General features: G+C 60.8%; 24 protein-coding genes. 13 read left to right on the top strand and 11 right to left on the bottom strand.

Annotated features, from left to right (window positions below):
• Positions 1 to 7: 7 nt before the first annotated feature.
• Together RGCCGE502_RS02000 and RGCCGE502_RS01995 are read right to left on the bottom strand one after the other, a co-directional pair.
• A complete protein-coding gene (locus RGCCGE502_RS02000) occupies positions 8 to 265 on the bottom strand; it encodes a BQ00720 family protein (protein ID WP_007799651.1) in 258 nt (85 codons plus the stop codon).
• 49 nt (positions 266 to 314) lie between these two features.
• A complete protein-coding gene (locus RGCCGE502_RS01995) occupies positions 315 to 746 on the bottom strand; it encodes an Hsp20 family protein (protein WP_016552493.1) in 432 nt (143 codons plus the stop codon).
• Between the two features lie 260 nt (positions 747 to 1,006).
• Here RGCCGE502_RS01995 and RGCCGE502_RS01990 point away from each other — a divergent pair, with 260 nt between their 5' ends.
• On the top strand, positions 1,007 to 1,951 hold the full coding sequence (locus RGCCGE502_RS01990; protein WP_016552492.1) for a nucleoside hydrolase: 945 nt from the start codon (positions 1,007 to 1,009) through the stop codon (positions 1,949 to 1,951).
• A 29-nt stretch (positions 1,952 to 1,980) separates the two neighbouring features.
• Here the strand turns inward: RGCCGE502_RS01990 and grpE are convergent, their stop codons facing one another.
• Positions 1,981 to 2,601, bottom strand: a complete 621-nt coding sequence (gene grpE / locus RGCCGE502_RS01985; RefSeq protein ID WP_016552491.1) for a nucleotide exchange factor GrpE — start codon at positions 2,599 to 2,601, stop codon at positions 1,981 to 1,983.
• Between the two features lie 218 nt (positions 2,602 to 2,819).
• On the opposite strand from grpE, the gene RGCCGE502_RS01980 reads away from it, so the two are divergent.
• Positions 2,820 to 3,254: a GFA family protein gene (locus tag RGCCGE502_RS01980; protein WP_016552490.1), complete on the top strand. Its 435-nt coding sequence runs from the start codon at positions 2,820 to 2,822 to the stop codon at positions 3,252 to 3,254.
• Between the two features lie 5 nt (positions 3,255 to 3,259).
• Here the strand turns inward: RGCCGE502_RS01980 and hrcA are convergent, their stop codons facing one another.
• Positions 3,260 to 4,348 (bottom strand): heat-inducible transcriptional repressor HrcA, encoded by a 1,089-nt coding sequence (gene hrcA / locus RGCCGE502_RS01975; protein ID WP_016552489.1) that lies wholly within the window; start codon positions 4,346 to 4,348, stop codon positions 3,260 to 3,262.
• A 175-nt stretch (positions 4,349 to 4,523) separates the two neighbouring features.
• On the opposite strand from hrcA, the gene rph reads away from it, so the two are divergent.
• The 4 genes from rph to hemW are packed head-to-tail and all read left to right on the top strand — an operon-like array spanning position 4,524 to position 7,519.
• A complete protein-coding gene (gene rph / locus RGCCGE502_RS01970) occupies positions 4,524 to 5,243 on the top strand; it encodes a ribonuclease PH (protein ID WP_016552488.1) in 720 nt (239 codons plus the stop codon).
• Positions 5,240 to 5,656, top strand: coding sequence for a VOC family protein (locus tag RGCCGE502_RS01965; protein ID WP_016552487.1), 417 nt, complete (start codon positions 5,240 to 5,242; stop codon positions 5,654 to 5,656). The genes rph and RGCCGE502_RS01965 overlap by 4 nt, the downstream gene beginning before the upstream one ends.
• A gap of 7 nt (positions 5,657 to 5,663) precedes the next feature.
• On the top strand, positions 5,664 to 6,308 hold the full coding sequence (gene rdgB / locus RGCCGE502_RS01960) for an RdgB/HAM1 family non-canonical purine NTP pyrophosphatase (protein ID WP_016552486.1): 645 nt from the start codon (positions 5,664 to 5,666) through the stop codon (positions 6,306 to 6,308).
• A gap of 8 nt (positions 6,309 to 6,316) precedes the next feature.
• Positions 6,317 to 7,519 carry a radical SAM family heme chaperone HemW gene (gene hemW, locus RGCCGE502_RS01955; RefSeq protein ID WP_016552485.1) on the top strand — a complete coding sequence of 401 codons (1,203 nt, stop codon included), beginning with the start codon at positions 6,317 to 6,319 and terminating at the stop codon, positions 7,517 to 7,519.
• On the opposite strand, the gene aac(6') is transcribed toward hemW, so the two are convergent.
• Together aac(6') and RGCCGE502_RS01945 are read right to left on the bottom strand one after the other, a co-directional pair.
• Positions 7,516 to 7,986: an aminoglycoside 6'-N-acetyltransferase gene (gene aac(6') / locus RGCCGE502_RS01950; RefSeq protein WP_016552484.1), complete on the bottom strand. Its 471-nt coding sequence runs from the start codon at positions 7,984 to 7,986 to the stop codon at positions 7,516 to 7,518. The two genes, hemW and aac(6'), sit on opposite strands and share 4 nt — an antisense overlap.
• On the bottom strand, positions 7,986 to 8,903 hold the full coding sequence (locus RGCCGE502_RS01945; protein WP_019279614.1) for a DMT family transporter: 918 nt from the start codon (positions 8,901 to 8,903) through the stop codon (positions 7,986 to 7,988). Before RGCCGE502_RS01945 ends, aac(6') begins: the two co-directional genes overlap by 1 nt.
• A 215-nt stretch (positions 8,904 to 9,118) precedes the next feature.
• Between RGCCGE502_RS01945 and gcvA the strand changes: the two genes are divergently transcribed.
• The 4 genes from gcvA to RGCCGE502_RS01925 all read left to right on the top strand — a co-directional run bounded on the left by gcvA (position 9,119) and on the right by RGCCGE502_RS01925 (position 14,198).
• Entirely contained in the window at positions 9,119 to 10,003 is an 885-nt protein-coding gene (gcvA, locus tag RGCCGE502_RS01940; protein ID WP_016552482.1) for a transcriptional regulator GcvA, read from the top strand.
• A 136-nt stretch (positions 10,004 to 10,139) separates the two neighbouring features.
• Positions 10,140 to 12,320: a TonB-dependent siderophore receptor gene (locus RGCCGE502_RS01935; RefSeq protein ID WP_019279613.1), complete on the top strand. Its 2,181-nt coding sequence runs from the start codon at positions 10,140 to 10,142 to the stop codon at positions 12,318 to 12,320.
• 4 nt (positions 12,321 to 12,324) lie between these two features.
• Positions 12,325 to 13,074 carry a siderophore-iron reductase FhuF gene (fhuF, locus tag RGCCGE502_RS01930; RefSeq protein WP_016552480.1) on the top strand — a complete coding sequence of 250 codons (750 nt, stop codon included), beginning with the start codon at positions 12,325 to 12,327 and terminating at the stop codon, positions 13,072 to 13,074.
• Positions 13,071 to 14,198 carry an ABC transporter substrate-binding protein gene (locus tag RGCCGE502_RS01925; protein WP_016552479.1) on the top strand — a complete coding sequence of 376 codons (1,128 nt, stop codon included), beginning with the start codon at positions 13,071 to 13,073 and terminating at the stop codon, positions 14,196 to 14,198. The genes fhuF and RGCCGE502_RS01925 overlap by 4 nt, the downstream gene beginning before the upstream one ends.
• Here RGCCGE502_RS01925 and RGCCGE502_RS01920 read toward each other — a convergent pair.
• The 5 genes from RGCCGE502_RS01920 to mutM form a co-directional block, all read right to left on the bottom strand.
• Entirely contained in the window at positions 14,195 to 15,274 is a 1,080-nt protein-coding gene (locus tag RGCCGE502_RS01920; protein ID WP_016552478.1) for a saccharopine dehydrogenase family protein, read from the bottom strand. The two genes, RGCCGE502_RS01925 and RGCCGE502_RS01920, sit on opposite strands and share 4 nt — an antisense overlap.
• Positions 15,275 to 15,399: 125 nt before the next feature.
• Positions 15,400 to 16,947 carry a chromosomal replication initiator protein DnaA gene (gene dnaA, locus RGCCGE502_RS01915; protein ID WP_016552477.1) on the bottom strand — a complete coding sequence of 516 codons (1,548 nt, stop codon included), beginning with the start codon at positions 16,945 to 16,947 and terminating at the stop codon, positions 15,400 to 15,402.
• Positions 16,948 to 17,782: 835 nt separating this feature from the next.
• Positions 17,783 to 18,061, bottom strand: coding sequence for a 30S ribosomal protein S20 (gene rpsT, locus RGCCGE502_RS01910; RefSeq protein WP_016552476.1), 279 nt, complete (start codon positions 18,059 to 18,061; stop codon positions 17,783 to 17,785).
• A gap of 185 nt (positions 18,062 to 18,246) precedes the next feature.
• Positions 18,247 to 19,020 (bottom strand): enoyl-CoA hydratase, encoded by a 774-nt coding sequence (locus RGCCGE502_RS01905; protein WP_016552475.1) that lies wholly within the window; start codon positions 19,018 to 19,020, stop codon positions 18,247 to 18,249.
• 14 nt (positions 19,021 to 19,034) lie between these two features.
• Positions 19,035 to 19,925, bottom strand: a complete 891-nt coding sequence (gene mutM, locus RGCCGE502_RS01900; protein ID WP_016552474.1) for a bifunctional DNA-formamidopyrimidine glycosylase/DNA-(apurinic or apyrimidinic site) lyase — start codon at positions 19,923 to 19,925, stop codon at positions 19,035 to 19,037.
• Positions 19,926 to 20,076: 151 nt separating this feature from the next.
• Here mutM and ubiE point away from each other — a divergent pair, with 151 nt between their 5' ends.
• The 3 genes from ubiE (at position 20,077) to RGCCGE502_RS01885 (ending at position 24,160) form a co-directional block, all read left to right on the top strand.
• On the top strand, positions 20,077 to 20,853 hold the full coding sequence (gene ubiE / locus RGCCGE502_RS01895; protein ID WP_016552473.1) for a bifunctional demethylmenaquinone methyltransferase/2-methoxy-6-polyprenyl-1,4-benzoquinol methylase UbiE: 777 nt from the start codon (positions 20,077 to 20,079) through the stop codon (positions 20,851 to 20,853).
• A gap of 56 nt (positions 20,854 to 20,909) precedes the next feature.
• Positions 20,910 to 22,484: a 2-polyprenylphenol 6-hydroxylase gene (gene ubiB, locus RGCCGE502_RS01890; protein WP_016552472.1), complete on the top strand. Its 1,575-nt coding sequence runs from the start codon at positions 20,910 to 20,912 to the stop codon at positions 22,482 to 22,484.
• 92 nt (positions 22,485 to 22,576) lie between these two features.
• The gene (locus RGCCGE502_RS01885; protein WP_016552471.1) at positions 22,577 to 24,160 is read left to right on the top strand and encodes an aromatic amino acid lyase; all 1,584 of its coding nucleotides are present in this window, start codon (positions 22,577 to 22,579) and stop codon (positions 24,158 to 24,160) included.
• The last annotated feature ends 15 nt before the right edge of the window (positions 24,161 to 24,175 follow it).

The following is a 24,175-nucleotide window of genomic DNA, read 5'->3' as shown; positions in this document are numbered from 1 at the left end:
GCCTGCCTTAGTGCAAGCTCACCGTTTTCAGTTCATCCTCGGCAGCCTTGAAGAAGGTGCTGGAACGGTTATCCGTCAACAGGATCGGCGTGCCATCGGCGCCGAATAGCGCCCAAAGGTCAACGCTCGGATCGATGTCGGGCGCTTCCGGGAAGCACTTGGCAACTTCTTCGTTGCGCATCTTGCGGATATAGGCGACCTCGCCGTTGCCGATACCGGCAAGTTCGGTTTTGGTCAGGTGCGAATTGGCTTCTTTCATCAACATTCCTGTACCTCCAAGAGAAGGGACCAACGGCTCAACATGCGCCGTTGTCCTACTGTGAGACCGAAATGTTAATTTTCTTCACCATACGGCTCGGCTCCGGGCGGATGAGATCCACCGAGAGCAATCCGTTCTTCAGGCAAGCGCCCAAAACCTGCATCCCGTCGGCCAGAACGAAAGTCCGCTGGAACTGGCGTGCGGCGATGCCGCGATACAGGTAATCCCGCTCCCCCTGCTCGACCTGGCGACCGCGAATTGAAAGCTGATTCTCCTCGACCGACACGTCTAATTCTTCTTCGCTGAAGCCGGCGACGGCCAGGGTTATGCGCAACCTCTCCGGATCGCCGGAGGCACGGTCGGCGGCAACTCGCTCGATATTATAGGGGGGATATCCGTCGCTGGCCTTGGAAAGGCGCTCCAGCGTCTTTTCCATGGCGTCAAAGCCCAGGAGTAGCGGGCTTGCGAAAGGCGTCATGCGGCTCATCGTCTTCAAGTCCTTGATTCAAGCGACCTTGCCGGACCTGAATACAGCATCCGAATGTTTCCAATATGGGAACTGACCGGCGCAGGCGCAAGGCGGATGTCGCGCTCGCACTTGGAAAGCCCCGCAACGGTCCGACCTTGACAAAGCAAGCGCCGCCTCGCATCAAAACGTGCCCGCGCCGGCTGTGCCGATTTGCGACGGAAGCATAAACAAACGGTGCATGCCACGAAGACGCGCACCATGAGGATGGAACGATCGGAATGGCGGACCCTAGGAAGATCATTATCGACACTGACCCCGGTCAGGACGACGCCGCAGCCATCATGCTGGCATTCGGCAGCCCGGAAGAACTTCAGGTGCTGGGGATCACTACGGTCGCCGGCAACGTTCCGCTGTCCTATACGAGCCGCAACGCGCGCATTGTCTGCGAGCTCTGCGACCGCCGAGATACGAAGGTCTTTGCCGGCGCCGACAAGCCGATCGCGCGCAAGCTCGTCACCGCCGAGCACGTCCACGGCAAGACGGGGCTCGACGGTCCTGTTCTCGCCGAACCGACCATGGCTCTGCAGCCGCAGCATTCCGTGGACTTCATCATCGATACGCTGCGCAGCGAGCCGCAAAGCGCCGTGACGCTCTGTACGCTGGGGCCGCTGACCAACATCGGCTTGGCCTTCCAGAAAGCGCCCGACATCGTCCCGCGTGTCCGTGAACTCGTCATGATGGGCGGCGGCTTCTTTGAAGGCGGCAACATTACGCCGGCCGCCGAGTTCAACATCTACGTGGACCCCGAGGCCGCCGACATCGTCCTTCGCTCCGGTATTCCGATCGTGATGATGCCGCTCGACGTCACGCACAGGCTCCTGACCCGCAAGGACCGCGTCAAGCGCATGGCCGATCTCGGCACGCGCCCGGCCATCGCCATGGTCGAGATGCTGGAGTTCTTCGAACGCTTCGATGTCGAAAAGTATGGCTCTGACGGCGGCCCACTGCACGATCCGACCGTAATCGCCTATCTCTTGAAGCCCGAGCTTTTCAAGGGGCGGACCTGCAATGTCGAGATCGAAGTTAAGTCGGAACTGACGGTCGGCATGACCGTTGTCGACTGGTGGCACGTGACAGATCGCAAGCGCAATGTGCAAGTCATGCGCGATGTCGATGCGGACGGCTTCTTCGATCTGCTGATCGAGCGTTTCGCCCGCATCTGATGCCTCGTGCCTTCAGGGCGCCTGATAAATCAGGCGTCCTTCTGGTCAAAAACCGAATTGGTTTCGGGTTCGACGAGCTTCGGGCCGCCTTTGGCGACACCGACCATGGCCGGACGCAAGACACGCTCGCCAATCGTGTAGCCGGCCTGAACGACCTGAACGACGGTGTTGTTCGGTACTTCGGCATTCGGCACTTCGAACATGGCCTGGTGGAAATTCGGGTCGAATTTCTGGCCGACCGGCTCCAGCTTGCGGACGCCATGACGCTCGAGCGCCGACAGCATCGAACGCTCGGTCATTTCGACGCCTTCGATCAGCGTTGTCAGGCCGGCATCGGCGGCAGCCTTTGCTTCTTCCGGAACAGCATCGATGGCGCGGCGCAGATTGTCGGAAACAGCCAGCATGTCACGGGCAAAGCCAGCGGCTGCGTAGGTCTTCGCGTCCTTGACTTCCCGCTCGGTGCGACGACGCAGGTTATCCATCTCGGCGGCAAGCCGAAGATAACGGTCGCGCAACTCCGCATTCTCGGTCCTCAGAAGTTCCAGCGGATCGGGCTGTGCGGTGGCTTCGTTCTCGACGTTTGCGGCGGCGTCCGCTGCGGCTTCGGCCGCGGCTGCGTCAGGTCCGTTCTTCGTCGTTTCGTCAGTCATGACGTTCTCCGGTGATTGGTGTCTTTTAGGATGTGCCCGATATCGAGCTTTAGCGGGCAAAAATCAAGTCTGCGTGACCGAAAAGCGCGCGATGTAAGGCAACCGATGCGGGGGATGCGAGAGGGCCAGCTTGACTTGCTCGCGCTAAAGTTCTTTTATTTTAGTGCCGCCTAAACCTTCAGTGCTTCGGCCTCATCCTGGGTCAGGGAGCTGCTACCATGAACGATCAGAAAAGCTATACCGGGCGCTGCTTCTGCGGCACGGTCGAGATTGTTGCGACCGGCGAACCGGTGGCAATGGGATACTGCCACTGCGCCTCCTGCAGGCATTGGTCGGCCGGGCCGGTCAACGCTTTCACGCTCTGGCAGCCCCAGGCGGTCCACGTCACCAAGGGTGGAGAGCACGTCGAGGGCTACCAGAGGTCCGATACCAGCGTTCGGAAATTCTGCGACCGCTGCGGCGGTCATCTCTACACGGAGCATCCGACCTGGGGCGTCACCGACGTTTACGCAGCCCTGCTGCCCGATCTCGATTATGCCCCGGCGTTGCACGTGAACTATCAGGAAAGCGTGCTGCGCATCCGTGACGGCCTGCCAAAATACAAAGACATGCCGGCGGAGATGGGCGGCTCGGGCGACACGCTGCCGGAGTAGCTCTTCTACTTCGTGCCGCGCGACAATCGCGTCATCAGCTGAGCGGTGTAATCGACCATCGGAACGATGCGCGAGTAGTTGAGGCGCGTCGGCCCTATGACGCCGACGGCGCCGACAATGCGGTCATCGTCGTCCCTGTAGGGCGCAACGATCAACGACGAGCCCGAGAGCGAGAACAGCTTGTTCTCCGAGCCGATGAAAATCCGCACCCCGGGGCCGCTTTCGGCTAGGTTCAGAAGCTCGAGCAAGCTGTCTTTCTTCTCCAGATCGTCAAACAGCATGCGCAGACGGTCAAGATCGTCGGCACCGGCGAGACCGGCCAGCAGATTGGCACGGCCGCGAATGATGAGCTGCGCGGGCTTGCCTTCATCGGCGCTACCGGACCATACGGCGATGCCGCGCTCGACGAGATCCTGCGACAGCGTGTCTAGCTCGCGGCGCACATCGTCCTTCAGTCGGCTCAACTGATTGCGCAGTTCCGGAAGAGTCTGCCCGGTCATGTGCGCATTGAGAAAGTTTGCGGCCTCGGTCAATTGCGATGACGTGACGCCCGCCGGAAGCTCGATGATCCGGTTTTCCACCTGGTCGTGATCGCCGACGAGCACCGCGAGCGCCTTGGTCGGCTCAAGCCTGATGAATTCGACATGCTTGAGGACAGGATCGCTCTTCGAGGTGATGACCAGTCCGGCGCCGCGCGAAATGCCCGAGAGCATACGGCTCGCCTCGTTCATCATCAACTCCATCGGATTGTCGCGACTTTCGGCGCGCACCTGCCGATCGATATTGGCGCGATCCTCGGCTGAGAGATCGCCTACCTGCATGAAGGCGTCGACGAAGAAGCGCAGGCCGATCTGAGTCGGCAGACGACCGGCACTGACATGCGGCGAATAGATGAGGCCGAGTTCTTCCAGATCGCTCATGACGTTGCGCACAGATGCCGGCGACAGCGACATCGGCAGGATGCGCGACAGGTTACGGGAGCCGAGCGGTTCGCCCGTTTCCAGATAGCCCTCTACAATGCGGCGAAAGATTTCCTTAGAGCGTTCATCCAGCGCAGCCACTGCATCTGAAACCGACGTCGATCTGAACTCCATGAAGCCTTGCGTACCCGTGCTGACGATGATCCGACAAAATATAGCCAATCTCCCCGCAGCGGCAAAAGGGAAATTGCAAATGGGCGCTGCCAATCGTAGAAGCTCTCAACACCACAGCACGCGTGATCTATCCGAAGGCTGCTCGCGTCTTCGGCATGACGATTAGGAGAATAGTATGCGGCCCTCAGGCAGAAAAACCGACCAGATGCGCAAGGTCTCTTTCGAGCGCAATTTCTCCAAGCATGCAGAAGGCTCCTGTCTGGTGAAGTTCGGCGATACGCATGTGCTGTGCACGGCTAGCGTCGAGGAAAAGCCACCGGCGTGGCTGCGCAACACCGGCAAGGGCTGGGTCACGGCTGAATACGGCATGCTGCCGCGCGCAACCGGCGACCGCATGAAGCGCGAGGCTGCGGCCGGAAAGCAGGGTGGGCGCACCCAGGAAATCCAGCGCTTGATCGGCCGGTCGCTGCGCGCCGTAGTCGATCTCAAGGAACTCGGCGAACGCCAGATCACACTCGACTGCGATGTCATCCAGGCGGACGGCGGCACGCGCACGGCATCGATCACCGGTGCCTGGATTGCGCTCCACGACTGCCTGAAGTGGATGGAAAGCCGCAACATGCTCAAGGTCGAGCGGGTGCTGAAGGACCATGTCGCGGCGATTTCCTGTGGTATCTTCGCCAACCAGTCAGTGCTCGATCTCGACTACCTCGAAGACTCCTCGGCGGAGACCGACGCGAACTTCGTGATGACCGGCACCGGCGGCATCGTCGAAATCCAGGGCACGGCAGAAGGCACGCCTTTCACCGACGAGGAGTTCGCTTCGCTGATGACGCTCGCCAAGGCAGGTATCGCCGAACTCGTCGCAATGCAGAAGCAGGCAATCGCCGGATGAATGACATGCTGGAAGGCATGCTAGAAACGGCGCTCTATGCTGGTGATCTCGACAAGGTCGAAGCCTTCTATGAAGGCATCCTCGGCCTTTCGAAGATCTCGCGGGGCGGCAACCGGCATGTCTTCTTTCGCTGCGGCGCCAGCGTTCTGCTGATCTTCAACCCCGACGAAACGATCAAGCCACCCTCGCCCGGCTCGCTGCAGGTGCCGCCGCACGGCACGACAGGCGCGGGACACGCCTGCTTCCGTGTCTCCGGGGAAAATCTCGATGCAATTGCGGCCCGGCTGAAGTCCAACGGCGTTGCCATCGAATCCGAAGTCACCTGGCCGCAAGGCGGCCGCTCGATCTATTTCCGCGATCCGGCGGGCAACAGCCTCGAATGCGCTGAAGCTCGCATCTGGGGCATCGAATAGGACCATCATGCGCAAGCTCGAAACAAAGACCATCGTCGTTGCCAGCCACAATGCCGGTAAGATCCGGGAAATTCAGGACCTGATCGGCCCCTTCGGCTTCACCGCAAAGTCGGCGGCCGAATTGAACTTCGTCGAGCCTGACGAGACCGGCACCACCTTCGAGGAAAACGCAAAGATCAAGGCGCTCGCTTCTGCCGAAGCCTCCGGACTGCCGGCGTTGTCTGACGATTCCGGCCTCGTTATCGATGCGCTCGGCGGCGACCCGGGCGTCTACACCGCCAACTGGGCAGAAAAGCCGGATGGCACGCGCGACTTCGCGATGGCGATGGAAAAGGTCGAGGCGGCGCTGGACAAGGCCGGCGCTTCCGAACTTGAACAACGCACCGCCCGCTTCGTCAGCGTGCTCTGCTTGGCCTGGCCGGATGGCCATACCGAGCTGTTTCGCGGGGAAGTCGAAGGCGCTGTCGTCTGGCCGCCGCGCGGCAGCCAGGGATTCGGCTACGATCCGGTCTTTCAACCCGAGGGTTATGACACTACCTTTGGCGAGATGAGCGCGGAAGAAAAGCACGGCTGGAAGCCGGGCGACGCAGAAGCCCTGTCGCACCGCGCCCGCGCCTTCAAGATTTTCGTCGAAACCTGCCTGGAAGCCTAAGGGCAAACGTGGACACTTTGGAACAGCCTGACCTGACGCGCTATGCCGCCCTTTTGCCCGACACCGGCGAACCCGGTTTCGGCGTCTACGTGCATTGGCCGTTTTGCGCCGCCAAGTGCCCTTACTGCGATTTCAACAGCCATGTCCGCCACCAGCCGGTGGATCAGGAGCGCTTCACCGCAGCCTTCCTGAAGGAGATGGCGACGGTGCGCCAATTGAGCGGACCGAAGACGGTCACGAGCGTCTTCCTCGGCGGCGGCACGCCCTCGCTGATGAACCCCTCGACCGTTGCCGCCATTCTCGACGGCATCGGCAAGCACTGGCATATGCCAGACGGCATCGAGATCACCATGGAGGCAAACCCCTCCAGCGTCGAAGCGGAGCGTTTTCGCGGTTATCGCGCCGCCGGCGTCAACCGCGTCTCGCTCGGCGTCCAGGCGCTGAATGATCGTGATCTGAAGTTCCTCGGACGGCTGCACGACGTTGCCGATGCGCTGAAGGCGATCAAGCTCGCGCGCGACATCTTCCCGCGCATGTCCTTCGATCTGATCTATGCCCGCCCGAACCAGACGGTCGACGAGTGGGAGCGCGAATTGAAGGAGGCGATCTCCTACGCGGTTGATCACCTCTCGCTGTACCAGTTGACGATCGAAGAGGGCACGCCCTTCTTCGGCCTTCACAAGGCCGGCAAGCTTATCGTTCCGGATGGCGAACAATCGGCGCTGCTCTACGAGGCGACCCAGGAGATCACCGCCAGTGAAGGGCTGCCTGCCTACGAGGTCTCCAACCACGCCCGCCCGGGTGCGGAGAGCCGCCACAACCTCACTTACTGGCGTTATGGCGACTATGCCGGCATCGGCCCCGGCGCTCATGGACGACTGACACGCGGCTCCATGAAGATCGCAACCGCGACCGAGCGCAAGCCGGAAAGCTGGCTCGATCTTGTCGAGCGCGACGGCCATGGCATCCTCGATCAGGAGCAACTCGGCTACGAAGAGCAGGCAGACGAATTGCTCCTGATGGGGCTTCGCCTGAAAGAGGGTGTCGACCTCGCTCGCTGGCAGCAGCTCTCTGGCCGCGATCTGGACCCGAAGCGGGAGGAATTCCTGCTGGAGCACGGCTTCGTCGAGCGGATCGGCAACTCCCGGCTTCGCTGCACGCCATCAGGCATGCTGATCCTCGATTCCGTCGTCGCTGATCTCGCCTGCTAGAGCGGCTGTCTGAAATAGACGACGCGCTGAGTTTCCTCGAAGCCGAGGGCGGCGTGGAAGCGGTGGCTGTCGACATTGTCCAAAAGCGCGTCCGACGCAAATTCCGTGCAGCCTGACGCCTTGCCGAAGGCGCGCACGGCCTCAAGCAAAGCCCGCCCAACGCCGCCGCGCCGAAACGCCGGTTCGACATGGATGCCCTCGAGGAAGAGAACCGGCGACGATCTGCAGCCGTTGACGTAGTCATGCCGCAAGCAGGCTTCGGCGAAGCCGACCGCCTCGCCATCCGGCCGAAAGGCGAGAAAACCGCGGAAATCGGCAACGTCATCATCGAGCAGCCGCCGGAGGTCTCGGGAATGTTCCTGCATCGACTGGTCCGACCATAAGGCGGTGCGAAGCTTCGCCCACGCGTCGATATCATCTCTCGACGCCCGCTCGATCCTGATCGTATTGCCTGCCTGCTGGTTCATCACGCCACCCGCCCGCGCCAACGAGAGAACAACCGCCCATCGATCGCCGCAAGGCCGATCGCGATCATCGCCATGCCGATCAGATGCTTGGACTGCAGCTGTTCGCCGAGGATGGGCGCGCCGAGCAGGATGGCGCTGACCGGGATCAGGAAGGTCACCAGCATCAGATTCGTTGCCCCTGCCGTCGCGAGGATGCGGAAGAACAGCACGTAGGCGATCGCGGTCGATAGCAGGGCCAGGCCCAGCAGCGCCAGCCAAGTCTCGACTGACGGGGCGGCCAGTGTCCAGGGTTGGTCGACGATGAGCGCGATCGGCAGCATCAGGACGGTCGAGGCGGTGACCTGTCCAGCGGCGGGAATGAGCGGCGCCATGCCCATCTGGCGGAAGCGGCGGCCGAAAATCCCGGCAAAGGAGTAGGACAGTGCAGCACCGAGCACGGCCAGCTGCGCCAGCACGTTCGATCCGAGGTCACGCAAAACGTCGAAGCCGATCATATAGGCAACGCCAGCAAAGCCAACGAAGACGCCGAGCAGGCGGTTGCCGGTCATCTTCTCGTCCGCGGTTAGGAAATGCGCGACGACGACGCCGAAAAGCGGCGTGGTGGCATTCAGGATCGAGGCCAGGCCACTTGCGATATGGGTCTGGCCCCAGACAATGAGGCAGAAGGGGATCATATTGTTCAGGATGCCCATGCCAAAGAACGCCGCCCAGGATTTGCCGTCACGCGGCATGGTTTGGCCGGTTGCACGGACGATCATGTTCAACGCCAGCGCGGCGATCAGAACCCGGCCCGTGACGATCGTGAACGGCGGCAGGGTCTTCACCAGAATGCCGTTGAAGAGGAAGGAGCCGCCCCATAAGAGGGAAAGCACCAACAACATCCCCCATTCGGCAAAACCCATCTGTTTCTGCTGCATCATCTTCTCCCAAAGGCAGTCTGCTACGGCATATATGCCATCGCAGACGGCCACCACCCGATTGTTGCGCGGCCTAAAAACGCTTCTTTCGATTTATTCTCGCTCGTTACCTGGCTTGAATCAGCTTTTATAGCGGCTTTCCTGCTGATATTATTGCGACGCCTGGCAGGAGACAAACGAGTCTTTCTCGGTCCATGATATAGCTGAACTAAACCATGAGCGATTATCTACCCTCGCTTTCGGCCCTTCGGGCCTTCGAAGCCGCCGCCCGGCATCTCAGCATGACGCTGGCGGCAAGGGAGCTCAACGTGACACCAGGCGCCATCAGCCTGCAGATCCGCGACCTGGAGGCATCGCTTGGCATCAAGCTCTTCGAGCGCAAGACGCGGGCGCTCGCCTTGACGGTGGAGGGCGCGGACTATTTCTCGACCCTCAGGGCGGCATTTCGTCTGGTTCGGGAAGCGACGGCGGCGATCACGGCGCGTGGACGCGGCGCCGTCCTCAATGTCACCTGCACGGCGGGATTTGCAACCTATTGGCTGGTGCCGCGCCTTGGACGTTTCGAGGCGATGCACCCTGAAATCGACGTCCGCATCAGCGCATCACACCGCGTCCTCGACTTTCAGCGTGACGGGATCGACCTCGCGATCCGCCACGGCCTCGGCGGATATGACAACCTGATCAGCGAACGGCTTGTCGATGACGAACTGGTGCCGGTCTGCACGCCAAAGCTCGCCACAGAGTTGGGGCCCAATCCGTCGGCGGGCGCCCTCTCTGGTTTCCAGCTGATCCATGATGTCTATCGCCATGACTGGCAGCTCTGGCTGGAAGCAGCCGGCGCGACCGGAGTCGACCCCTCGCGCGGGCCGGTCTTCATGCATGGCAACGGAGCCTATGACGCGATGAAGGCCGGCCTGGGCTTTGCCTTGATGCGGCGCTCGTTTCTGGAACGGGATCTGAAGGAAGGCGCAGTGGTCACGCCCTTCCCGATTGGCATTGCAAGCCGGCTTGCCTTTCATCTCGTCTATCCGGGCCTTGCGCTGGAGCGGCCGGCTTCAGCCGCCTTCCGTCGGTGGCTGTTGTCGGAGGCACAAGCCTGATTGGATGCGCTCAATTTATCATACTGATTAAAAAGTGGAGTAATTTAATCATAAAATAGGGTTTCCTTCGGACTATTTCTTGACTATTACACTCCACATATTTTTTCTCAATGCACATTCCCGGTGTGATAAGCCAATGAATAGTCTCCGATTTTCCTCTCGAATCCTTTCAACGTCAGCATTGACCGGCATAGCGCTCGTCCATTTTCTCACGCCAGTCGCAGCACAGGACGCGACGGGAAAGCAGCAAGACGGTGCGACGGTTCTGCAAGACATCATTGTCAATGGCGGCAGCGGCGGCGTGATCCAGGCAGACGGATATGTCGGCAAGAGCAGTGCCACGGGCACGAAGACCGACACACCCTTTATCGAGGTGCCACAATCGATTTCGTCGGTGACCGAACAGCAGTTGAAGGATCGCAACCCGCAGACGTTGCTCGATACCGTTGCCTATACACCCGGCACGCGTATCGGCGCCTATGGCTTCGATCCGCGTTTCGATTCGTTCTCGGTACGTGGTTTCGACGTGACCTATACCGGGATTTTCCGCGACAACCTCCGTCAGCCCGGGGCAGGCTCATCGCTCTTCAAGACGGAGCCCTACGGGCTTGAAGGAGTCTCCATCCTTCGTGGCCCCTCCTCCGCGCTTTATGGGGCAACAGGCGCCGGTGGTCTTTTCAACCTCATCACCAAACGGCCGACGGAAGAGCCCTTTCATGAAGTTCAGCTGCAATACGGCACTGAACAGCGCTATCAAACCCAGTTCGACGTTTCAGGTCCCGTCAACAATACGGATCCCTTCTACTATCGTCTGACTGGCCTCTACCGCGATGCCAATACCGAGCAGATCAGCGTTCCCGACGACCGCATCTATATCGCGCCAGCCTTCATGTGGAAGCCGGACGAAGACACGAAGCTCACCATTCTCGGCGAATACTCCCGAACGAAGACCGGCGGCACCGCGGCCTACTACAACGACCCTGCCGGTAACGTAACGGACTTTTTCGCAGGCAATCCGGCCTTCAACGATTCAGTCCAAAACCAGGCCCGCATCGGCTATGAATTCGAGCATCGGCTGAACGATGTTTTCGTCTTCCGCCAAAACGCCCGTGCATCGACGCTCAATATCGACGCCGACTGGGCCTTCGCCTACGCCCCCAATAAGATCGATCCAAGTCTCCTCGATCGCAGCGCCGGAACGTTCGACGAGCGGCTCACGGCCTTCGTTATCGACAACCAGCTAGAAGCGCAGTTCGAGACCGGCGCAGTCGACCATACGCTGCTTGCGGGTCTGGACCTGACCAAGCTGCGCTGGCGCTCGCTCGATGGCCGCGGCGTGTCGCCGCCGCTCGACACCAACAATCCGACGGCAGGGGCTTTCGTTGCGCCGATCGATTTCGACACGCGTACCGTCCAGGACCAATGGCAAGTCGGCACCTATTTGCAGGACCAGATCCGCTATGACGCATGGATACTGACCCTCGGAGGTCGCTACGATTGGGTTTCGACGGACACCGACAATACCGACCTCAGCACGAACGCCTTGACGACCATTTCGCAGAGGGACAAGGCATTCTCCGGCCGCATCGGTCTGGGCTACGAGACGGATTTCGGCGTCGTACCTTATGCCAGCTACTCCACTGCCTTCTCACCCAATGCGGGCATCAACCAGGAGACGGACCAGCCCTTTAAACCGACGGAAAGCGAGCAGGAAGAGATAGGGGTCAAGTACCTCCTTCCGAGCAGCAATACGCTGCTCACGGCGGCGCTGTTCAATATCGACCAGAAGAATAGCCTCTACTACGAGGTCGTGAACCTGCCGACCGGACCGGCGAACATTCAGGTGCAGCGCGGCAAGATTCGCTCTCGTGGATTGGAGCTCGAAGCGAACACGAGCCTCGACAATGGTCTGTCGCTGGTTGCGTCTTATACCTACACCGATACCGAGATCCTGGAAGGAACGACCGGGACGGTGGGCAATTCCGTCTCATCGGTTCCGAGGCACATGGCTGGGCTCTGGGCAAATTACACATTCCAGGAGAGTAGCCCGGTCTACGGGCTCGGTATCGGGTTCGGTAGCCGTTATCTCGGCAAGAGTTACACCAGCGACGCCAACACGGCCCAGAACGGCTCACGCGTCCTCTTCGACGCCGCTGTCCGCTATGATTTCGGGGCAATCGACAAGAAATACGACGGCCTCAGCCTGCAGGTTAACGCCACCAACCTCTTCGATCGCCGCGAGGCTGTCTGCTCGGCTGGCTTCTGCTATCGCGATCAGGGCCGCACTGTCATCGGCAGCCTGCGCTACACATGGTGAGCTGATGGCGAGCGCACAGCACCATATCGCTGACCCGGACCAACCCGCCTCGGTCCTCTCGCCGGCATTTGCCGGCGAGCATGCTTGGTGCAGCGAGAAAATGGCCCTTTCAGCCGATCTGCCCGACGGCGTGCCGCTGCCGCTGTTCTTCGGCAATGGCGGGTTCGAGCAGGCGATTGAGCGTTATGCCACGGCCTGTGGCGACAGTGACCGGCGTGCGGTCGTGTCGATGTGGTCCCTGTATTACTTCTCCGCCCTCTCCATCCCCTATGTGCTGGCTCGCCGTCTCGCCGCGCAGGAACTGCCGGTCGCTTTCGACCAGATGACGATCGCCTTGCACGACAACGGCCTGCCGCGAGCGTTCGGCGTGCCGCACCGGGGCCGGAATGCCCAAGGTGGCGAGGAAGATGGTTTTGAGGCCATTGGGCCGTTGCTGGAGGAGCATCTTCACGAAGCCGTCCGGAAGCTTGCCGCCTGCGGTGTTTCGGCCAAGCTGTGCTGGAACAATGCCGCCGTGTATCTCGACTACGTGCTGCGGTTGACCCGTCCGCCGGAAGGCCCGGATCTCACCGTCTTTGTGCGCGGCTGCCTGCCCGATGGCGGCGTCAACCCACTTTGCGGCAGCCTGCGATATGTCGAGGAAGACGGAGAGCGCGTCGCTCGCCGGAAGATATGCTGCCTGCGCTACATGCTGCCTGGCGTCCAGAGCTGCGGCAAGCTTTGCGCCCTTCCCAGTCAAAGGAATATGCAATGACCTGCCTCACCATCACAAGGCGTGGCTTTCTCGCCGCGGCGTCTGCGACGCTCTGTGCGCCGGCTCTGCTGAAGGCTGAGACGCGATGGCCGTTGACCGTGACCGATGCCGTCGGGCGGACCGTAACGATACCCAAAAAGCCGAAGTCGATCATCCTCGGCACGGGTTTCAATCTTGTGGCGCTGTCGCTGATCCATCCGGATCCGGTCAGCCTGCTGGCCGGTTGGGCGACCGACATGAAAACCGATAACCCGTTCATCTACGATGCCTTCCGCGGCAAGTTTCCAACCCTCAACGAAGTCCCGCTTGTCAGCAACGGCCTGGCAGATGGCATGAACTTCGAGGCTGCCCTCTCGTTGGAGGCCGACCTGGCGGTCATGGGCATGTGGCAGGCCGAGGGCGAGCAAGGAAAGCGTGCCATCGACTATCTCCAATTGACCGGCGTGCCTGTCATTGTCGTCGATTTCAATGTCGATCCACTGAAGAGCACCGCGCGGGACATTCGTCTCCTTGGTCGCATCCTTGAGTGTGATCAGCAGGCTGAAGACTACGCTCAGTTTTTCGAGAAACGGGTACAACGCATCAGAGCGGGAGCGACGGGCAAAGCCGAGGATGGGCCGCTGGTGCTGATGGATGCCTTCCCGAGCCCAACGCGCGGCAGCTGGGCATATGGCCAAACCAGCCTCGGCGAACTGATTGCGCTTGCCGGCGGACGCAACATTGCGGACAAGAACCTGCCACCACAGGGCGGTCCGGTTACGGCGGAATATCTTATAGCCGCGGAGCCGGACGTCTATATCGCCACCGGCTCGCCCGGCGGGACCTACACCGCCTTCTCGATCGGCCCAGGCGTCGATCCTGCGGAAGCGCGTCGGTCGCTCGAGGAGACCGTGAAGGCCCCCACACTTGCGCCGCTGAAGGCGGTGCGCGAAGGGAACGTGCATGGCATGTGGAACTTCTTCAACGCCGTGCCGCTGAACGTGCTGGCGGCGGAAGCGGTAGCATCCTGGGTCAGGCCCGACCTGTTCGGCGATCTCGATCCGACGGGCAGCCTCGCCGAGATCAACGAACGTTTCGCGGCTGTGCCCTTCGAGGGCGCATATTGGACGAGCCTCACAGGCTAACGGGCGGGCGCGCCAGTCTTGAAAAGGCTGCCGGTTGGGGTGTTCAGGAACATCTCCAGCGGAATGTACTCCTGGTGCAGGAAGCCGGTGGACGGCAGCAGATCGTCGCGCACCATCTCGATGACGGCTACCACCGAGGCCGATGTCGTCCACGCGATCGCCGTGCGGCGGGCCCCCGCGATCTCGATCGGATAATAGGCGCGAACAAATTCCTTGCGGCGCAGGTTGCCGTTTGCCGTACCCTCTGCCGCGACGTGGACGTAGACAACATCGTCATCGACGGGAGGTTTGGCATTGGTCAGTATCTCGCCGGCAAGCTTGCGCCTGTCGCGCATCAGGAGCTCATGGAAGAAGAAATTCATCAGATCCATGTGCCCCGGATAGCGCATCGTCTTGTAGTCGAGGTTCTCGACCTTGCCGAGGAGCGTGTCACACATGGTTCCGAGACCGCCTGACGTCGTGAACGCCTCAAGTTTGACGCCTTCGACATAAATCGTCTCATGCCATTCCATCGGCGAGACCAGTTTGCGAACGCCGCCCTCGATCACTTCGCAGTCGTTCAGATATTCGTTGACCACGCCCTCCGGCGACCAGTTGAAGGCGTAGCCGAGAAGACCGGTCGGGTTTTGCGGCAGCGCGCCTACCCGCATGCGAATGGAACGGCATTTGTCGAATCCGTCCGCAAGGCTGGATCCGACAATGCCGACGAAGCCGGGGGCAAGGCCACATTGCGGCGCCATCAGCCCACGCGCTGTCTTCGACAATTCGATAATGAAATTGGTGGTCGGCACATCCTCCGTCAGGTCGAAGTAGTGGATCCCCGCAAGGTGGGCGGCACGTGCCAGGCCGATATTGAGGTGATAAGGCAGGCAGGAAAGCACGGCCTCGACGCCTGATAGCAGTTCACCGATTACAACCGGATCGGAAATGTCTCCATTCCAACACTTGAACGGCACATCCTCGCTTGGCGCCTGAAGGTCGACGCCGAGAACGTCGAAGCCCCCTTCGTGGAGGAGCGTGGCTGCCAGCCACCCGACCTTGCCGAGCCCAAGTACGGCAATCCTGTCAAATCCCATTGATCCCTCCCACGAGCGCATGGCGGCACGTTCCCAGCATCAAGCGTACAGAAGATTGCAGGCAAAGGAAAACGGCCGGAGCATAGCCCGGCCGTTAAAAGTTGCTCAGAGAGGTTGCCTACTTATTATTCGTTGATCAGGCGCTTCAGCAGTTCAATCTCGTGCGAGAGCTTCGTGTCCCCGGCAATAAGCTCCTCGATCTTGCGCACGGCGTGCAGCACGGTCGTGTGGTCACGACCGCCAAAGCGACGGCCGATTTCCGGGAAGGAGCGCGGCGTCAGCGTCTTCGACAGATACATGGCGATCTGGCGCGGCTTAACGATGACGCGGGTGCGGCGGTTCGAGACCAGTTCCTGGCGCGACACGTTGTAGTGCCGTGCGACGATGCGCTGGATGTCCTCGATGCGGACTCGGCGCGGCTCGCCCGAGCCGACGAGATGCGCAAGAAGCTCATCGACGCGCTCGACCGTCAGGTTCGGCTCGAAGGAGCGGCGGAAAAGCAGCTGGTTGAAGGCGCCTTCCAGCTCGCGGCCGCTTGCCGTGATGTTACGCGCAACGTGGTTCAGCAACTCGGCCGAGATTTCCAGCGACGGATCCTCGAGGCGAGCAGCAGTGAGGCGACGCTTCAGGATTTCGAGACGCATCTCGTAATCCGGGGCGTCGAGCTCGATGGCCACACCGCCCTGCAAACGCGAGCGGACGCGTGGATCGAGCGATTCCAGCTCCCAGGGAGCGCGGTCTGCAGCAACCACGACCTGCTTGGCGCTGTCGAGCAGCATGTTCAGCAAGTGGCAGAACTCATGCTGGATCATCTTGCCCTGCAGGAACTGCATGTCGTCGATGATCAGAAGGTCGATGTTGCGCAGCGAGTCCTTGAGCGTCAAGGCATCATTGTCGCGGATCGCGGTTGCGAAACGCCACATGAAATACTCCGCCGTCAGGTAGACGACGCGCAGCGCACGCGGGTTTTGAACCGCGGCATTGGCGATCGCCTGCAGAAGATGCGACTTGCCGAGTCCAACGCTGGAATGGACGAAAAGCGGGTTGAAGCGAACAGCGCCCTGTCCGGCTTCCGCAATCGTCTTGGCGGCGGCAAGTGCCACACGGTTCGAACTGCCTTCAACGAAGGTGTCGAAGGTGAAACGGGAGTCCAGCGGCGAGCCAAAAAGCGGCTGGCCGGAGCTGGCCGGACGGGCTGCAGCCGCGGATGAGACCGTGTGCTGAACAATCTGCCCGGCATGCTGCGCCACGGAGCGGCGCGCTTGTGCGGCAGCAACAGGCTCTGGAGAAACCGGCTCTTCAGCCGGTTTGCCAACGCTACGCGTTGCGGTGCGCACGAGAATTTCGACTTTCAGGATTTCGGAGTCTTCGGCCTGGAAGAGGTTGGTGATCAGCTCAAGGTACCGATTGTTGATCCAGGACTTCAGGAAAGTTGTCGGCACCGTGAGGCGCACGACGCTCTTTGAAACCGAATGCAATTTCAGCCGCGCAAACCAGCTTGCATAGACATCCGGACCGACTTGCGCCTTCAGACGGGCGCTGACACGCTCGAAAAGTACACCATGCTTCATATCTCCCTTTTCCCCTGCCGTTTCGGCGCAAATAGAGCCAAACGCCTGCGGTTCATTGTCCCCACTCTCCAGGACATCCGCCGTCATTGTATTCATCTGCATCATGCCGCCTTCCATTCGTCGGCCGACTTTGTTCGTCGCCCGATTATTTCCCCGCTATGACCAGAAAGTGGCACCCTCATGAGCCACTCGCCTGCCGGTTCACTCAAATACTGCCCCACTCACAAGACTTCCCGAGAAAGCGCGAGCCCGCTTCATGCGGCCCGACTGCCCTCTGTCGGACTGGATGCCGCTCCTCGTAAGCCAGCGTCCAGTCGTCCTGTCACGACTTCTCTTCCCCATTCCGGTTTCACGCCACGCGTGCAACCAACACACAAAACATCACCATTCCGCGACAGCCACGTCGCGGTCAAAAATGCTCAAGTGCGTGAAAAACCGGAGACTTTGACTCTCCGTAACAAGTGGCACAGGATCATCGCCCTGCCGACGTGGCAGTTTCAGACCGAGCCTTCGCAGGTGATGTCTGGACCCCTTGTTGACCGGCATTTAGGCAGGATCGAATGCGGGAATCAACGATGAATTTTACGCAAAATTAAGAGCGGCCCGTTGACTCCCGCGGCAGCTTTAGGGCGTCACATCCGTGTCAAAAAAGAATCGCTTTTGAATCAAGGAGATTCGCCTCGCTGACATTTTTGACACGCATAAAAAGAAAAAAATAAAAAAGCTTCTTGACTCTGCTCAGACCGCAGATTGTAGAGCCCGAGTCGCGTGTACCTGAAGTATCCTACAGCAAGTGTTTGTTTTTGCTGTATTTTTCGTGTCACACGCTCGACATGAAATCGTCGCCGAGTTAACCATACGGAAGCCAGTCGGCGGAATCGAAAAAGCCCGACAAAGTTGCCGGGCTAATCATAATGATGCGTTTATTAACGAAGGATTATGCTGTCGCAGAAACCGACAGGGCCTTCACACGAGCTGCGAGGCGCGAAACCTTGCGGGAAGCCGTGTTGGCGTGAACAACGCCCTTGCTTGCGGCGCGAGCCAGTTCCGGCTGCGCGGCCAGGAAAGCTTCCTTTGCCTTGGCAGCATCACCGGATGCGATTGCCTCTTCGACCTTGCGAACGAAAGTACGAACGCGCGAGCGACGAGCCTTATTGACGTCGGTACGGCGGGCGATCTTGCGGGTCGCTTTTTTCGCCGAAGTTGTATTGGCCATGGATGCCTCTCTAAGAATTCGAACAAACTCCGTCATCACCGCGGGCCTTGCGGCCACTTCATACAGCAATGCGGGAGCATAATCGGAAAACCGGAGTGGCTTCCCGAACCGTGGGCGGGCATATAACCCTAAAGCCGACCCACGTCAACGCGCATTTTCGAGGAAACACCGCCTTTCTCCAAGGCTCAGCGGTTCTTGAAGGCCGGCTTACGCTTTTCGATGAAGGCCGTCATCCCCTCTTTCTGATCTTCGGTGGAAAACAGGCTATGGAAAAGCCGGCGTTCGAAGCGCAGGCCTTCATCCAATGTCGTCTCCAGCGCGCGGTTTACCGCCTCCTTTGCCATCAGCACGGACGGACGCGACAGCGAGGCGATCTTGGCAGCCGCCTCCAGCGCGTCGTCCAGCAGCCGATCCGGCGCCACCACACGCGAAACGAGTCCTGCGCGCTCGGCTTCAGCAGCATCCATCATCCGGCCGGTCAGGATCAGGTCCATCGCCTTATATCTGCCGACGGCACGCGTCAGCCGCTGTGAGCCACCCATGCCGGGGATTACGCCAAGGGTGATTTCGGGTTGACCGAACTTGGCGGTTTCCGAGGCGATGATGATGTCGCACATCATTGCAAGCTCGCAGCCGCCGCCGAGCGCAAAACCGCTGACGGCTGCGATCACGGGCTTGCGCACCTTGGCGACATCGTCCCAGCCGCTCATCAGATCGCGGCTATAGACATCGACATAACTCAGCGGCTGCATTTCCTTGATGTCGGCGCCGGCCGCGAAGGCGCGCTCGGAACCGGTCAGCACCATGGCGCCGACGGCATCATCATCCTGGAAGGCTTCATAGGCCTGCAGGAGCTCCTTCAGCACCGTCGAGTTCAGCGCGTTCAGCGCCTGCGGGCGGTTCAAGGTGATCAACCCGACTGCACCGCGGGTTTCGACGATCAGCGTTTCATAGGCCATGGACAATCCTCCCGTTATTTCTGGCAGGTCGGGCAATAGAAGGTCGAGCGTCCCGCCTGAACGATGCGAGCGACCGTACCGCCGCAATTAGGCGTGCGGCAAGGTAGACTTTCGCGGTCATAGACCGAGAAGGAATGCTGGAAGTAGCCGAGCGAGCCGTCCGTCTGGATATGATCCCGCAGCGACGAGCCGCCGGCCTTGATGGCGTCGGCAATGACGTCGCGGATCGAGGCCACCAGAAGATCCATCTGTTTGGTAGGCTTGCCGGTCTTGGTCACGATCGTCGACGCGGCACGGGTGGGGCTCAGATGCGCGCGCCACAGCGCCTCGCAGACGTAGATATTGCCGAGCCCTGCGATATTCTTCTGATCGAGCAGCGCGCTCTTCAGTGGCTGCGCCTTGCCCATGAAACGGTCCGCCAGATAGGCCGCGCTGAGTGCGTTTCCGGTCGGCTCCGGACCGAGGCCGAAGAGGAAGGGACTGAGCTCAAGTTCCGAGCGCCGCGCCATATCCATGAAGCCGAAGCGGCGCGGGTCATTATAGATGACGCGACTGATGCCTGTCGGTCCCTCGAGATGGAAGATGGCGTGGTCGTGCTTTTCATCCTTCGAACGCGGATGATGAAAGTCGCCCGGCTGATCGGACACTGGCCCGGTCTCGATGCGGAAGGAGCCGGACATGCCAAGATGTGAGATGATCGTCGTGCCGTCGTCGAGGTCGATCAGCAGATACTTGGCGCGGCGGCCAAGCGCGACGATCTCGCGGCCGGTTGCCCGCGTCTCCAGATCGTCCGGAAAGGGAAAACGCAGGTCCTTGCGGCGCAACTCCAAGCGGGCGATCCGCGCGCCTTCCATCGTGGGGGCAAGCCCGCGTCGGACGGTTTCGACTTCTGGCAATTCCGGCATCTTAACCCATCTATATCTAACATGTTTCAACCACGGGCGTTGTGCGCTATAGCGCCAAGGTGCCGCGGCCTTGACCGTGGCCCACAGATAGCGCCGCGCGCGTCCGTTCGCTATGGTCGCCGCGCCGATTTCAGATAGATGGAGTATTTCGATGTCAGAAAGCCGTACCTCCGCCGAAGGCGGCATGGAAACATCCTACGGCTTCCGTGAAGTGGCGGACGGTGAAAAGCAGGGCCTCGTCAACGAGGTCTTCCACAAGGTCGCCAAGCGCTACGACATCATGAACGACGTCATGTCGGTCGGCATGCATCGCGTCTGGAAGGACGCGATGATCTCGGCGCTGAACCCGCGCAAGGAGCCCGGCTACAAGACGCTCGACGTGGCCGGCGGCACCGGCGATATCGCGTTTCGCATTATCGAAGCCTCGAACCGGATGGCGCACTCCACCGTGCTCGACATCAACGGATCGATGCTATCAGTCGGCGCCGAGCGCGCGGCCAAGAAGAAGCTCTCCGACAACCTGACCTTCGTCGAGGCAAACGCCGAAGAACTGCCGTTCGAGCCGAACAGCTTCGATGCCTATACGATCGCCTTCGGCATCCGCAACGTGCCGCGCATCGACGTTGCGCTCAGCGAAGCCTATCGCGTGCTGAAGCGCGGCGGTCGTCTGCTCGTCCTCGAGTTCTCCGAAGTCGACATGCCGCTGCTAGACCGCGTCTATGACACGTGGTCCTTCAACGCCATTCCGAAGTTCGGCAAGGCGATCACCGGCGAGGCCGAGCCCTATCAGTATCTCGTCGAATCCATCCGCAAGTTTCCCAACCAGGAGAATTTCGCGGAAATGATCCGCAACGCCGGTTTCTCGCGCGTGAGCTTCACCAACTACACCGGCGGGATTGCGGCCCTCCACTCCGGCTGGAAGCTCTAAGGGATGGTTCGAGCACAATCGTTCACATGCAGGCTTTCGCAGGCAGGCGATCCGGCATGAGCACTCTGGGGGCATATTTCCGGCTCTGGCGTGTCGGCTGGATTCTGGTGCGCGAAGGCGTGATTTCGGCCCTGCCGTCGGAAGACCTGCCGCCGTCGGTCGGCCTTGCCAAGTCGTTTGTCGGCCTGTTCGCGCGCAATCGTTCAAAATCGAAGAAGCGCAGCGACCGGCTGGCGCAAGCGGTTGAGCGGCTGGGGCCCTCCTATGTGAAAATCGGCCAGTTCCTGGCAACACGCCCGGATGTCGTTGGCGTCGAGTTCGCCGACGATCTGTCGCAGCTCCAGGACCGCATGGCGTTCTTTCCGCTGGCCGCCGCCAAGGCAAGCATCGCCGGATCGCTCGGCCGCCCGACAGAAGAACTTTATGCAAGCTTCGGCGAGCCGATTGCCGCAGCTTCGATTGCCCAGGTGCACCCCGCCGAGATCGATACGCCTGCCGGGCGCAAGAAGGTTGCGGTGAAGGTCGTTCGCCCCGGTGTGCGCCAGCGATTCACGCATGACATCGAGGCGATGTATCTCGTCGCTCATATGCAGGAGCGCTTCATGCCTTCGAGCCGGCGCCTGCGGCCGGTGGAGGTGACGAAGACCCTGGAGCAGACGACCAAGGTCGAAATGGACCTGCGGCTCGAAGCGGCAGCGCTTTCGGAGATCGCCGAAAACACCGAGAAAGATCCGGGCTTCCGCGTGCCGAAGGTCGATTGGGAGCGCACCGGCCGCGACGTGATCACCATGGAGTGGATCGACGGCGTGAAGATGTCTGACGTCGAAGGCCTGAGGGCCGCCGGCCACGACCTCAACCTGCTCGCAGACACGTTGATCCAGTCGTTTCTTCGCCACACGCTGCGCGACGGCTTCTTCCATGCCGACATGCATCCCGGCAACCTCTTTGTCGACGAGCACGGCGACATCGTCGCGGTCGACATGGGGATCGTCGGACGACTGGGGAAAAAGGAACGCCGCTTCCTGGCGGAAATTCTCTTCGGCTTCATCACCCGCGACTATATCAGGGTCGCCGAAGTCCACTTCGAGGCGGGCTACGTGCCGGGCCACCACAATGTCGAGAGTTTCGCGCAGGCGATCCGCGCGATCGGCGAGCCGATCCATGGCCAGCCTGCCGAGACGATCTCGATGGGCAAGCTGCTGACGCTGCTGTTCGAGGTGACCGAACTCTTCGACATGGCGACGCGGCCGGAACTGGTCATGTTGCAGAAGACCATGGTCGTGGTCGAAGGCGTGTCGCGCATGCTCAATCCGCGCTTCAACATGTGGAAGGCATCCGAACCCGTCGTCGGCGACTGGATCCGCAACAATCTTGGCCCGAAGCGCATCGTCACCGATCTAAAGGACGGGTTGAAAGCAGCTGTGAAGCTTGCGGAAGCCGCGCCCGAAATTGCCGCGAAGACCGAAAAGTTCCACCATCAACTGCTGCAGATGAGCGAAAATGGATTGCGGTTCGACGCGGAAACGGCCGAGGCGATCGGCAAATCCGAGGCGCGCCACAATCGCTCCGGCCGGATCGCCCTCTGGATTATCGCGCTCGCCCTTATCTATATAGCGTGGGTGGTGACCTGATCCATCGCAGCAATGCATGCTGTGTTCGATATTTGGGATATCCCATAGAGTAGCGCCGTCGCATAGTCTCACTTTTCAAGGAGATATGGCAGATGAAGCATGAACGCCCCCGCATCGAACTTTCCGGGCAGCCGCTCAGCTTTGCCGAGATGGTGAGGGTCGGATCGGGAAAGGTGGCGATCTCGGCTTCTGCGACCGGGATGGCACGCGTCGAGATCGCGCGCGGGATCGTCGAGGATGCGATCAAGACTGGAATGCCGGTCTACGGAGCGACCACCGGCGTCGGCGCCATGAAAGATGTCGAGTGGTCTCCCGAGGATCTCGACGCCTTCAATCTCGGGCTGGTGCGTGCACATCACTTCGGTACCGGTACGCCATTTTCATGCTCGGTCGTGCGCAACGCGATGGCCATCCGCATCAATACCGCGCTGACCGGTCAAGTCGGCTGCACACCCGAACTCGTCAATGCATACATGCAGATGCTGGAGGCGGATATCATTCCGGTCGTGCGCCGCACCGGCTCCATCGGCTGCGCCGATATCGGCCTGATGGGACAGATCGGCGCTGTACTGACGGGAGTCGGTGAAGCCGTCCATCGCGGCAAGCGCATGCAGGCGGCCGATGCCTTCACCGCTGCCGGCATGAAGCCCTTCACCATGGCACCGCGCGACAGCCTGGCCTCGCTCAGCGTTAATGCCGTGAGTTTTGCCGCGGCAGCGGACGCGACTCGCAATGCCGCGGCCTCCATTCGTGTGCTGCTGGCCTCCGGCATGATGGCTTCAGGTGCACTCGGCGCTTCCCGCGACCCGTGGCTTTCCGTTCGCCATGTCGGCACCTCCCGGGAGGCCTTGATCGGCTCCTGGCTCTGCAATGCGTCGGACGCCTGGCACTGGCCGATCAAGACCCACGTCCAGGACCCGTTGAGCCTCCGCATGATCGCCCAGGTCTTCGGTGCCGTCATCGAGAATCTGCTGACGACAGGCCACAAGATCCTCGCCGCCACCGGACGCTCCGACGACAACCCCGTCGTCGTCGAGGGACGCGTGATGACCTCGGGCGGATCACTGCCGCTCGATGTGACGATCCTGCTAGAATCGGCCGCTCTCTGCATGGCGCATGCCGCCCGCAACGCCTTCAACCGCTGCGTCCTGCTCGGCAATGGTCAGCGCCGCGACCTGCCGGTCAATCTCGTGCCGCCCGGCCGTATCGCCACTGGCTTCGGTCCGATCATCAAGCTGGCCGGAGAAATCTTTTCTCGCGTGCTGTCGATGTCGAACCCGGTCTCGGCGCAGTCCCTGGTGGTTGCGGCCGGCCTTGAGGATGAGGCTGCCTTCCTGCCGCTGGTGATCGAACGCTTCGAGCGTCAGACGCGCGCGCTGATGCGCCTTGCCGCGCTCGAAGCGCTGCTTTCGGCACAGGCCGTGGACATTCTCGGCGACAAGCCGAAGGGCGTCGGCGGGATGCTCTACGACGTCGTTCGCAAGCATGCGGACTTTTATACGGTCGACCGGCCACTCTCTGCCGAGGTGGAAGCCATCGAGGAAGAATTCGGCTCCGACGCATTCATGTCCAAGCTGATCGAAGAGGTGCCGATCGCATCCTTCGACGACTTCTTTGCGCTCGGCTCGCTGGCGCGCATCGAGCAGCGCCTGACCCAGGAACCAGTCGCCATCTGATCCCTTCAATATCGC

Origin of the sequence: Rhizobium grahamii CCGE 502, from assembly GCF_000298315.2 — a bacterium.
GTDB lineage: Bacteria > Pseudomonadota > Alphaproteobacteria > Rhizobiales > Rhizobiaceae > Rhizobium > Rhizobium grahamii.
This window is presented reverse-complemented; position numbering and strand designations above follow the sequence as displayed.